Below are 11,137 nucleotides of genomic sequence, written 5' to 3' on the forward strand. Positions count from 1 at the left end.
CCGTTCCGTCATTGCTGCCGTTCCAGACCCAGGTTCTGCCAGAACCGCACGAACTCCTCCTCGATGCGGTCGGATTCGTACCGCGGCCGCAGTGCGTCCCAGGCCTTCTGCTGACGCTGCCGGATTCCCTCCAGGTCGTCCCCGCACGCCGCGAGGAATCCGGCCACCGAGGCGACCGAAGCCTCGACGGGCTCCACGCACCCCTCACCGAAGAGCTCGGCGCTCCCCGGTGACGGCGTCGCCGCCACGGCGCAGCCCGCCTGGAGCCCTTCCAGCAGGACGAAGGGGAGCCCCTCGACCCAGCGGGCCGGAAGGATGAACGCGTCGACCCCCGACCAGAACGCCAGGACGTCCGACAGGTCGAGGACCCCGAGGTCCTCGTCCACGCACGCCATCCGGGTGAGCGGTACGTCGTGGCGCATCCCTGCGACACGGAACTCGACACCGACGCCCTGCCGCTTCAGCGTCTCGACCGCACCGCAGACGATGTCGAATCCCTTGACCCTGCTCATCGTTCCGATCCAGCCGACGCGCAGCACACGGGAGGAGACCGGCTTCTGCGGGGACGGGACCGCTCGGGGCACCGGATTCCTGAGCACGGTGACCGACGCCGTACGGCAGCCGCTGACGCGCAGCTCGTGCGCGACCGCGTCGCTCAGCACGATCCAGTGGGCTCCGCCCAGCAAGGTCCGCAGCGCGCGGTTCCCGGCGAGCCGGGCGGGCAACTGCGCGCCGTGCAGATGCAGCACCGCGGTGCAGTTGACGACTTTGGCGAGGACGATCAGGAAGACATCACGGAGCAGGGGCAGTCCCCACTGCGAGACCGGCAGATAGACGGCCCTCGGGGCCGTCCCGATCAGCAGATACGCGCCCTTGCTCAGGGCCGCGAGGGTGGCCCAGGCCTTGGCGGGCCAGGACGCCGCGAACCGGTCGGAGCCGACCCGGCTCGCGGAGAGGGAGATGACCGCCGGCACGTGGCAGCGACGCGTCAGCACAGGCGTGAAGAACTCGGCTGCGCGGCCCATTCCGCCCAGACGCGGACTGTGCCTGAAAACAAGGACGGCCGGCGGGGCGGCCTGCCGCAGAAAACGTGGGCGGTTGGGAGGCATTCCCCATTCCTCCAACTGTGGGACGCGGAATTGAAAGATCCGGGAGGAAATTATGAGGAGCCATCGAAGCATTCGGTCGGCGGGGAGGTCCAATACAACACGTCTGGCTGCTCTCTTCATACGATATTCACAGCAGACCATTACGGGCGTGAGGCGCTGACAGAACGGTCGGTCGAGCCCGCGTGATATGAATCGAGTAAGGCGGCGAAAGGAAAGGTGTGAGCATTGGTGTGAGCATTTTCCACGATACTCCACAGTTTTATTCCGTCTTCGCCGCAGTATGTGCCGCAGCGGTTCTCCTGCTGGCCGTCTGTATGAGGGGCGCGGGCTGGCTGCTCTGGGGAACCTGCCTCGTACCGCTGTTCCTGCTGAGCAAGAGTTACGCGACGGTGGGCGTCTCGCCCTTCTACGTCATGGACGTCGTCGCTGTCTTCGCGCTGCTCGCGACCCTGCGGATGTGGGGGCCCCAGGCGTTCTCGGAGAGGCGGTTGCGCTGGTTTCGCGCCGTCGCGGTGGGCCTGGCGGTCATGACGGTCCAGGCGGTGTACCGCGGGGTCGCCGCCGGCTACCCCGACGCCATCAAGGGCGTGATCCTGGGCTTCTACCCGCTCCTCGGATGGTTCGCCGCGACCTGGGTCCTCACCCGGCCCGTCGAGGAAGCCGTCCGCCTGCGATGGGTGCTGTACGTGCCGACCGTCGGGGTCGTCGCGGAACTGTTCCTGGGTACCCCGCTGCCCGCCGCCGCCACGGGTCTCTATCTGGCGATCGCCGGCGCGTTCAGTGTGCAGATGAGGCACCTGGGAAACAGCCGACTGCTCCTGTGGACGCTGGCCGGAGCCGCCCTGATGACCGCCATCGCGAGCAAACGGGGCCCACTCCTGGCCGTTGTCGCGGCCATGGCCGCGACCGCCCTCGCCAGTCGGTCGAGCCGCCGGCGCACCGCCCGCTGGCCGGTGCTGTCCTGGAGCCTGGCCACCCTCGGAGTGATCGCCGTGCTGGGGTTCTCGCTCTCCGGCGATTCCGTCTCCGACATGCCCGTGGTCGGCGGGCTCGCGGCACGGGTGTCACGTTCCCACGACCCGAACACCGAGGCGGGCGCGAACGTCGAACTCCGGATGGAAATGTGGCAGGAGGCCCTGAGGGTGGTGCGGGAAGATCCGCTCCTGGGCGCCGGGGCGGCCCATCCCATCGACGTGATCGGACACGGGGAACACCTGAACGCGCCCCGGGCCGGCCCGCACAACTCGTTCATCGGATACATCTACTACCTGGGCTGGCCCGCGGGGATCGCCATGGCACTGCTGGTCGTCGCGACCCTGCGCCGGACCTGGCGGGCCCGACATCACCTGGCAGCCGCCTCCTGGTTCGGGGCGACGGTGGGCGTCGCCGTCACCGCCTGCACGAACGTCGCCTTCGAGACCACCTACATCGGACTGCCGTCATGGCTGGTGCTGGCCTGTGCCTACGCGTTGGTCGGCGTCCCGGAGGAACGGGAGGCCGCCGACGGGGCCCCGCCCGCGGCCTCGACCAGCCGGGCGGGACGCTCCGTCGTCGGCGCCGGGCGACCGCAGCGCACTTCTCCGATACTGCCCGCCCGTTCCTGATCGGCGAACACACCTCGGGCCGGCCCTCGGAATTCTTCACAAAAACGGTGTCCGCCCGTACCGAATCCCCTGAGCAATACGGCGGCATGAGGGACGCGCGGCCACGACCGTGGGTAATGGAGGGAAATTTTCCTACGCTGTGCTCGGGGGAGATGCGAACCGGCCGCGCGGAAAAGGCGAACGCGGCCCGTCGTCAAATTGCCCGCCTTACCACAGGGAGTGCATGTGACAGCCAGAACGGCGCTCATCACCGGAATCACCGGCCAGGACGGCTCCTATCTCGCCGAGTTGCTCCTGAACAAGGGCTACATCGTCCACGGAATCGTCCGGCGTGCCTCCACGTTCACCACCAGCCGTATCGAGCACCTCTACCAGGATCCGCACGATCCGCAGGCCCGGCTGTTCCTGCACTACGGCGATCTGACGGACGGCAGCAGGGTCACCGGTCTCCTGGAACGCGTACAGCCCGACGAGGTGTACCACCTGGCCGCCCAGTCGCATGTGCGGGTCTCCTTCGACGAGCCCCTGTACACCGCGGACACGACGGCGCTGGGCACCACCCGGCTCCTGGAGGCCGTCCGGACCACCGGTCTGCCCTGCCGCTTCTACCAGGCGTCCAGCTCGGAGATGTTCGGCGCGTCACCCCCGCCGCAGCATGAGGGAACCCCGTTCCACCCGCGCTCCCCGTACGGGGTGGCGAAGGTCTACGCGTACTGGATCACCCGCAACTACCGCGAGGCGTACGGGCTCTACGCGGTCAACGGCATCCTCTTCAACCACGAGTCGCCGCGCCGGGGTCCCACGTTCGTCACCCGCAAGGTCGCCATGGCCGCCGCGCGCATCAAGGCCGGCCTGCAGGACACGCTCTACCTCGGCAACCTCGACGCGCGACGTGACTGGGGCTATGCCGCGGAGTACGTCGAGGCGATGTGGCTGATGCTGCAACAGAAGGAGCCCGTCGACTACGTGATCGCCACGGGCAGCAGTTACAGCGTGCGCGACTTCGTCGAGTGCTCCTTCGCCCACGTCGGACTCGACTGGCGTGAGCACGTGCGCTTCGACGAGCGGTATCTGCGCCCCTCCGAGGTCGACGACCTGGTCGGCGACGCGTCGAAGGCGGCGCATGACCTCGGCTGGCGGCCCACCGTCCGGGCACCCGAGCTGGCACGGCTGATGACGGACGCCGAACTCGACGCGCTGCCGCGCGGCGACGGTGCCGCGGCGGCGACGGTACCCGCGCCGGCCCAGGCCCTGACCGCGCACGGGCGTTAGGCGGGACGGAAGGTGGCACTGCCGCACCCCTCGCACGACCTGAGCCCCGGCGGACAGCCGTCCCCGGTCGCGGCGACGGTTCCCCCGGCGCGCGCTCCCGGCGGACCGGGCGGCGGACCGCGGCCGCGCTTCCTCGGTGCCGTCACCCGGTCGGTCGGCGCGCGGGCGGTGACGCTCCCCGTCACCGCCGTGACCAACCTGGCCCTGGCCCACACCGTGGTCGGCGCGGTGGGGGTGCCCGGCTACGCGCAGTTCGCCCTGGTGGCCACCTTGCCGGCGGTGCTGCCCCTCACGGATCTGGGCGCGGGAGCCGCCATCACGGAGGCCGTGGCCCGCGACACCTCGCACGAACAGCGGCTGGTGCGCGGGACGGTCCTGTCGTCGGCGCGCAACCTGATGTGCGCGGGAGCGGTCATCGCCGTCACGGGGGTGACCCTGGCCCTGCTCGGGATGTGGGACGCGTTGCTGGGGGAGGCGGCGCAGCCGAGCTCCGACCTCACCGTGGCGGTCGCGTCGGTCCTGTTCGGATGCAGCATGCCGCTCGGGCTGAGCAGGTCCGTGCTGCTGGCCGTGAACCGCAACGACATCGCGTTCCTGCTGCAGGGTGCGGGCAGCGTCCTGTTGCTCGCCCTCGTGCTGATCGCCGCAAGCCTGGGCGCTCCCACGGGCGTGTTCGTCTCCGCCGTCTTCCTCTCGCAGTGCCTCGTGAACGCCGCCGGCGGGGTGCTCGCCGGCCGCGTCCTCGGTATGCCGCTGCTGCGCACGACCCTGGGCAGCGTCCGCGCGTCGGCGTGGCAGGACCGGGCGCCCATCGCGCGCCTCGCCCTCCCCATGACCGTCGTCACCGCGGCCACCGCCGTCGCCTACGCCACCGACCGGCTGGTCCTCAGCCACACGGCCGACGCGGCCGCGGTGGCCGGGTATTCGGCCGGTGCCCAGTTCTTCGCGCCGGCGAGCAGCCTGCTGGGCGCGGCCGGGCTGCCGTTGTGGGCCGTGTTCGCCCGGCGGAGGCGCTCGCCCGGCGCACCCAGGCGCGAACTCGCGCGGTTCACCGGCTGCTTCGCGGCGGGCGGCCTCGTCGTGGGCGCCGGCATCGTGGTGCTCGGACCCCTCGCGGGCACCTGGATGATGCACGGGCGGATCCAGGTGGGGACCGGCCTCATGGCCGCGTTCGCCGCGCTGCTGTTCGTGCAGGCGGTCGCCTGCCCGGCCACCATGTGGTCGACGGACGCGGCGGGACTGCGCTTCCAGGCGATCACCTTCAGTCTCATGGCCGCGGTGAACCTCGCCGTGTCCATCCCCCTGGCGCGTCTGGGAGCCGAGGGGCCCGTCATCGGCTCGGTCGCCTCCTACGCCGCGTTCGTGCTCGTACCCACTCTGTTCAGAGCCTTCCGCCCGACATGACGGCGACGCCGTCGGTGAGAAGGCATGAGCGCGCGTTGTCGCGGAGGTTTCCCATGATCAAGCTGATCAAGTCCACCTTTCACCACGAGGCGGAGACCAGGCGTGCCCTGGCCGACTTCATCCTCCAGCAGGACCTGCTGAGCATGAACGGACAGTGCCGCGCGTTCGAGGAGGCCTTCGCGGCCAGACAGGGGCGCCGACACGCTGTGTTCGTGGCCAACGGCAGCGTGGCCAACCTCTTGCTGATCCAGGTGCTGGTGAACCAGGGCCTGCTCCGGCGGGGCGACCGGGTCGGCGTCTCGGCCCTGACCTGGCCGACCAACGTCATGCCGCTGATCCAGCTCGGTCTGGAGCCCGTCGCGGTCGACTGCGCGCTCGACACCCTCAATGTCTCGCCGGAGAACCTGGGCAGGCACGTGTCCGGTCTGCGGGCGCTGTTCCTGACGAACGTCCTCGGGTTCTGCGACGACCTGCCCGCGCTGCGGGCCCTGTGCGAGGACCACGGCGTTCTGCTGCTCGAGGACAACTGCGAGGCCCTGGGTTCCGGCGTGGCGGGCGCCCTGCTCGGCAACTTCTCCCTCGCCTCGACGTTCTCGTTCTTCGTCGGCCACCACCTGTCCACCATCGAGGGCGGGATGGTCTGCACCGACGACGACGACCTGTACGAGCGGCTGGTGATCTCGCGGGCGCACGGCTGGGACCGCAACCTGGCACCGGACAGGCAGCGGAGGCTGCGCACCGAAGCCGCCGTGGACGACTTCCACGCCAAGTACACCTTCTACGACCTGGCGTCGAACTTCCGGCCCACCGAGATCAACGGGTTCATCGGCAACCGGCAGATCCGGTACTGGGACGAGATCGTGGACGCCCGCGCGGCTCACTTCGCACGCTTCCAGCAGGCCATGGCGGGCAACGGGGACTTCCACCAGTTCGACCTGAGCCACATGGACACCGTGTCCAACTTCGCCATGCCGGTGGTGTGCCGGACGCCCGAGCTGGCCGAGAAGTACCGCGCCGAGTTCGAGGCGGCCGGGGTGGAAATCCGTCCGGTCATCGCCGGCGACATCACGCGGCAGCCGTTCTACCGCAGGTACGTCCCCGAAAGCGGGGAACGCCCGGTGGCCCGTCTCGTCCACACGAACGGTTTCTACTTCGGGAACAACCCGGACCTCACCGAGGACGAACTGGCCACGCTGTGCGACCTGTTGGGCGGGTGAGGGGCGTGATGGACGAGCGAGCCCGGATCTACGTGGCCGGTCACACCGGCATGGTCGGTGCCGCCGTCGTCCGACGGCTGCGGAGCGCAGGGTACGACAACCTGGCGCTGCGGACCCGAGCCGAACTCGACCTCACCGATCAGGTGGCCGTACGGGAGTTCATGGCGAGGGAGCGGCCCGCGTACGTCGTCGACTGCGCGGCCAGGGTCGGCGGCATCAAGGCCAACATGACCTTTCCCGCGGAGTTCCTGTACGAGAACCTCCAGATCCAGAACAACCTCATCTGGTCGGCCAAGGAAGCGGAAGTGGGCACGTTCCTCTTTCTCGGCAGCTCGTGCATCTACCCGCGGGGATGCCCGCAGCCGATGCGGGAGGAGTTCTTCATGACGGGGCGTCCGGAACCGACCAACGAGGCGTACGCCTACGCGAAGATCGCCGGGATGAAGCTGTGCGAGTACATCCACGCCGAGTTCGGCAGGAACTTCGTCTCGTGCATGCCGACCAACATCTACGGGGAGGGTGACAACTTCGACCCGGGGACCTCCCATGTGATCCCGGCGCTGGTGCGGCGCATGCATGAGGCCCGCGAGGCCGGTGCGTCCGAGGTGGTGATCTGGGGGACCGGCGACAGCCGCCGGGAGTTCCTGCACGTCGACGACCTGGCCGACGCGGTCCTCTGGCTGCTCCGCCACCACCGCGGGAGCCGGTTCCTCAACGTCGGGACGGGCCAGGACATCTCCGTCCGGGAACTGGCCGAGCGGATCCGGCGCCTGGTCGGCTACGAGGGTTCCCTGGTCTTCGATGCCTCGAAGCCCGACGGCATGCCGAGAAAGCTGCTGGACGTCTCGGCGCTGAACGCGTCCGGTTGGCACCACCGCGTCGAGGTCGACGAGGGTCTGAGACGGACCTACGACTGGTACCTCACCCACGTCGCCCGCGTCCCGGCCAGCATCTAGGAGGAGCGTGCCTCGGTCCGCGGCGCGGTGGAGTCGCGGGCTGTCGTGCCGATCAGGCCCGACTTCGCCGTCGCGCCCCAGGCCTTGCTGACGCCCTGGGCGAGTGGCCACCAGTACGGCTCCAGGCGCAGCGTGGTGCGGCCCAGATAGCGGCGCATGACGCGGCGCCCCTCGTCGTCGGGGCACGGATTGGTCACCGTGAGGGAGGAGGGATGGACCCGGAAGCACCCGAGGACCCGCGGCAGGTACACCATGCCCCCGCCCTGCCGCAGCCGCAGATGCAGGTCGAAGTCCATGGCGTACCGCAACGCCGGATCGAGCATGCCCACCCGCTGGACGGCACTGCGGCGATAGAGGGAACCCGGCTGGCCCACGAAGTTCTGGCCGTACCGGAAGAGCCAGGACGCGAAGGTTCCCGGACGCAGGGTGTAGAGGGTCCGGTCGTCGGCGTCGATGACCGTCAGCCGTCCGTAGGCCATGGCGGCCCCGGGAACCCGGTCCAGCGCCTCGCGGGCCGTGCTCAGGCTGCCCTCGGTGAGCAGGTCGTCGTCGCCCAGCCATGTCAGGTACTCCGTGGTGGCCCCCCGCCACCCCTGGTTGACCGCGTTGCTGAGCCCCCGTTCGTCCTCCACGAGAAACCCGCACCCGTGGCGCTCCGCAGCCCCGCGCAGGGCGTCGGCCGCCCGGGCGGGTCCGACGACGACGGCCTCGACGGGTTCACGCTGGCGCCTGACGGACGCCAGGCACTGTTCCAGGTATTCCGGGCGCTCCCCGTTCGTCGGCACCACCAGCCGGACACTCGGAAAGGTTCGAGAACTCATCGCCTGTGTGCCTCTTCCGCTCGCCCCGCTGCCGATACGCATATGTAGAGCTACACCGGATCGGGCACCTGGCGCCGCCGACACGGCCGGCGCCCGGCAAAACGCCTTCGGTCGGAACAGCGACGGCGTGCTTGCGCCGGAAAGGTGTTACGCCGGTCCATCCTGTCTGGTGCCTTTTCGTTTCCCCGTGAAAAACCCTCGGCCACCTTCACCTGCGGCACGCCCAGGAATTACGGAGAGGATTCCCCCCCTCGTGTTCTCCACTGTCTGCGTCGTCGGCCTCGGCTATATCGGCCTCCCCACCGCCGCCGCCCTCGCCACCCACGGCATCGACGTCGTCGGTGTCGACGTCAACCCCGTCACCGTCGAACTCATCAACGCCGGCCGTGCCCCCTTCGTCGAACCGGATCTGGCGGTGGCCGTCAGTGGGGCCGTGGCCATGGGCCGGCTGCGGGCGACCGGCGCGCCCGAGCCCGCCGACGCCTTCATCATCGCCGTCCCCACCCCGCTCCAGGAGGACCGCACGGCGGACCTGTCGTACGTGCGCGGCGCCGCGGCCTCGGTGGCCGAGGTGCTCAAAGCCGGTGACCTCGTCATCCTCGAGTCGACCTCGCCACCCGGCACCACCGTTGAACTGTCCCGGTGGCTGGGCAAGCATCGGCCCGACCTGACCTTCCCGCACGACGGGGGCGACGCGCCCGACGTGCGGGTCGCCCACTGCCCCGAACGCGTCCTGCCGGGCCGGACGATGATCGAGATCGTGACGAACGACCGTGTCGTCGGCGGCGTGGGCGAAGGCTGCGCCGACCGGGCGCGCACGCTCTACGAGGTGTTCACCAAGGGGGAGTGCCTGCTCACCGACGCCACCACGGCGGAGATGGCGAAGCTCAGCGAGAACGCGTTCCGAGACGTCAACATCGCCTTCGCGAACGAACTGTCCATGGTCTGCGACCACCTCGGCATCGACGCGGGCGACGTCATCGCCCTGGCCAACCGCCACCCGCGGGTCGACATCCTGCGCCCGGGGCCGGGCGTCGGCGGGCACTGCATCGCCATTGATCCCTGGTTCATCGTCGGTACCGCGCCCCGGCAGTCGCGTCTCATCCGACTCGCCCGCGAGGTCAACGACGAGCGGCCCGACTATGTGCTCGGCGAGGTCGTCCGGACGGCCGGCCGGTTCAAGGACCCGGTGATCGCCTGCCTCGGTCTGGCCTTCAAGGCGAACATCGACGACCTCCGGGAGAGCCCCGCCCTGCACATCGTCACACAGCTGGCCGAGCGTCAGCTGGGCCGGCTGCTGGTCGCGGAACCGCACATCAGGGAACTACCGGAGTCACTGGCGCGAACGGGCGTGGCCGAACTCGTCGACGTCACCACCGCGGTGCGGGACGCCGATGTCGTCGTACTGCTCGTGGACCACGATGCCTTCCGCGGTGTCAAACGCACCGCGCTGCGCGGCAAGGCCGTCTTCGACACCCGCGGCATCTGGAGCTGACGCCAGGTCACCCGCGGAGTTTGGCGCGTCGCCGAACTCCGCGGGGCGCCCACACAGGCCCATCCAGTGCCCGATCGCCCGTACGGTACGGTCCGCGGCGCGCCCGTCGCCGTACGGGTTCACCGCCTTCGCCATGGCCGCGTAGGCCCCACGGTCGTGCAGCAGCAGCCGCACCTGCTTCACGATGTGCTCGCGGTCGGTTCCCACCAGGCGGCTGGTTCCGGCCCGGAGGGCCTCCGGACGCTCCGTGGTGTCCCGTATGACCAGCACGGGCTTGCCGAGGCCCGGCCCCTCCTCCTGGACGCCCCCGCTGTCGGTCAGGATGATGTGCGCACGGTTCATCAGCCGGGCGAACGCCCCGTAGGCCAGCGGTTCCGTCAGGCGGATGCTGCCGATGTGGGCGACCTGGGGCAGGATCGCCGCCCGTACGACCGGATTGGGGTGCAGCGGGAGCACGATGAGGAGGTCGGGCTCGGCACGCGCCAGATCGGCGAGGGCACCGCCGATGGACTCCATTCCGCCTCCCCACGACTCCCGGCGATGGGCCGTCACCAGTAAGACCCGGCGGGCCGTGTCGTCGAGGTCGGCCAGGGCCGGGTCCCCGTAGTGCGCCTTGCGCCCGACCGCCCAGAGCAGGGCGTCGATGACCGTGTTCCCGGTGACCACGACGGACGACGGGGGGACGCCGTCCCGCAGCAGGTTGTCCCGCGCGTGAGGGGTGGGCGCCAGATGCAGGGATGCCAGCTGGGTCGCGAGCCGGCGGTTGATCTCCTCGGGGAAGGGCGAGTACCGGTCGCCGGTGCGCAGTCCCGCCTCCAGGTGGACCACGGGGACCTGGCTGTAGAAGGCGGCGAGGGCCCCGGCGAACGCGGTCGTGGTGTCCCCCTGGACCAGCACCGCCTCCGGGCGCTCCCGCCGCAGCAGCGGACACAGCCCGTCGAGGACACGCACGGTGATGTCGGCGAGGGACTGGCGCTCGCTGAGGATGTCCAGATCGTGGTCGGCTCGGACGCCGAACAACGCGTGGACCTGGTCGAGCAGACCGCGGTGCTGGGCGGTCACGGTCACCGTCGGCCGGAATATCGGGGACCGGTGGAGTGCCTCGATGACCGGGGCCATTTTGATGGCCTCCGGTCTCGTTCCGTAGACGACCATCAGTCGCTTCACTCGAATTCTCCTTCCGAGCGGGCACCCGACCGTTGCCGGGGCGGTACCCACCGGTGGCCGTGGTTCCCCGGAGCGAAAGAAGCGCTCGCCGG

General features: G+C 69.9%; 8 protein-coding genes and 1 pseudogene. 6 read left to right on the forward strand and 3 right to left on the reverse strand.

Going from position 1 to position 11,137, the window contains the following annotated elements; all coding sequences use genetic code 11:
- Nucleotides 1-8: 8 nt before the first annotated feature.
- Nucleotides 9-1,025, reverse strand: coding sequence for a glycosyltransferase family 4 protein (locus OG568_RS32460; protein ID WP_329534105.1), 1,017 nt, complete (start codon nt 1,023-1,025; stop codon nt 9-11).
- A 398-nt stretch (nt 1,026-1,423) separates the two neighbouring features.
- Here OG568_RS32460 and OG568_RS32465 point away from each other — a divergent pair, with 398 nt between their 5' ends.
- The 5 genes from OG568_RS32465 to OG568_RS32485 all read left to right on the forward strand — a co-directional run bounded on the left by OG568_RS32465 (nt 1,424) and on the right by OG568_RS32485 (nt 7,562).
- Nucleotides 1,424-2,713, forward strand: a complete 1,290-nt coding sequence (locus tag OG568_RS32465) for an O-antigen ligase family protein (RefSeq protein ID WP_329534106.1) — start codon at nt 1,424-1,426, stop codon at nt 2,711-2,713.
- 225 nt (nt 2,714-2,938) lie between these two features.
- A complete protein-coding gene (gene gmd / locus OG568_RS32470; RefSeq protein ID WP_329534107.1) occupies nt 2,939-3,985 on the forward strand; it encodes a GDP-mannose 4,6-dehydratase in 1,047 nt (348 codons plus the stop codon).
- Between the two features lie 12 nt (nt 3,986-3,997).
- The gene (locus OG568_RS32475) at nt 3,998-5,389 is read left to right on the forward strand and encodes a lipopolysaccharide biosynthesis protein (RefSeq protein ID WP_329534108.1); all 1,392 of its coding nucleotides are present in this window, start codon (nt 3,998-4,000) and stop codon (nt 5,387-5,389) included.
- A gap of 53 nt (nt 5,390-5,442) precedes the next feature.
- Entirely contained in the window at nt 5,443-6,606 is a 1,164-nt protein-coding gene (locus OG568_RS32480) for a DegT/DnrJ/EryC1/StrS family aminotransferase (protein ID WP_329534109.1), read from the forward strand.
- Between the two features lie 8 nt (nt 6,607-6,614).
- Nucleotides 6,615-7,562 carry a GDP-L-fucose synthase family protein gene (locus tag OG568_RS32485; protein WP_329536520.1) on the forward strand — a complete coding sequence of 316 codons (948 nt, stop codon included), beginning with the start codon at nt 6,615-6,617 and terminating at the stop codon, nt 7,560-7,562.
- On the opposite strand, the gene OG568_RS32490 is transcribed toward OG568_RS32485, so the two are convergent.
- Nucleotides 7,559-8,383, reverse strand: coding sequence for a glycosyltransferase (locus OG568_RS32490; protein ID WP_329534110.1), 825 nt, complete (start codon nt 8,381-8,383; stop codon nt 7,559-7,561). The two genes, OG568_RS32485 and OG568_RS32490, sit on opposite strands and share 4 nt — an antisense overlap.
- 253 nt (nt 8,384-8,636) lie before the next feature.
- Here OG568_RS32490 and wecC point away from each other — a divergent pair.
- Nucleotides 8,637-9,815 (forward strand): annotated as a pseudogene (wecC, locus tag OG568_RS32495) (UDP-N-acetyl-D-mannosamine dehydrogenase); the annotation flags it as partial.
- Here the strand turns inward: wecC and wecB are convergent.
- The gene (wecB, locus tag OG568_RS32500) at nt 9,717-11,045 is read right to left on the reverse strand and encodes a non-hydrolyzing UDP-N-acetylglucosamine 2-epimerase (protein WP_443077800.1); all 1,329 of its coding nucleotides are present in this window, start codon (nt 11,043-11,045) and stop codon (nt 9,717-9,719) included. The pseudogene wecC and the gene wecB sit on opposite strands and share 99 nt — an antisense overlap.
- Nucleotides 11,046-11,137 lie beyond the last annotated feature (92 nt).

The organism is Streptomyces sp. NBC_01450 (assembly GCF_036227505.1).
Lineage (GTDB): Bacteria > Actinomycetota > Actinomycetes > Streptomycetales > Streptomycetaceae > Streptomyces.

Excerpts from the sequence above, each read along its gene's own strand:
- OG568_RS32460 (WP_329534105.1), bottom strand. The coding sequence starts at position 1,025 with ATGGGCCGCGCAGCCGAGTTCTTCACGCCTGTGCTGACGCGTCGCTGC.
- OG568_RS32465 (WP_329534106.1), top strand. The coding sequence starts at position 1,424 with ATGAGGGGCGCGGGCTGGCTGCTCTGGGGAACCTGCCTCGTACCGCTG.
- OG568_RS32480 (WP_329534109.1), top strand. The coding sequence starts at position 5,443 with ATGATCAAGCTGATCAAGTCCACCTTTCACCACGAGGCGGAGACCAGG.
- OG568_RS32485 (WP_329536520.1), top strand. The coding sequence starts at position 6,615 with ATGGACGAGCGAGCCCGGATCTACGTGGCCGGTCACACCGGCATGGTC.
- OG568_RS32490 (WP_329534110.1), bottom strand. The coding sequence starts at position 8,383 with ATGAGTTCTCGAACCTTTCCGAGTGTCCGGCTGGTGGTGCCGACGAAC.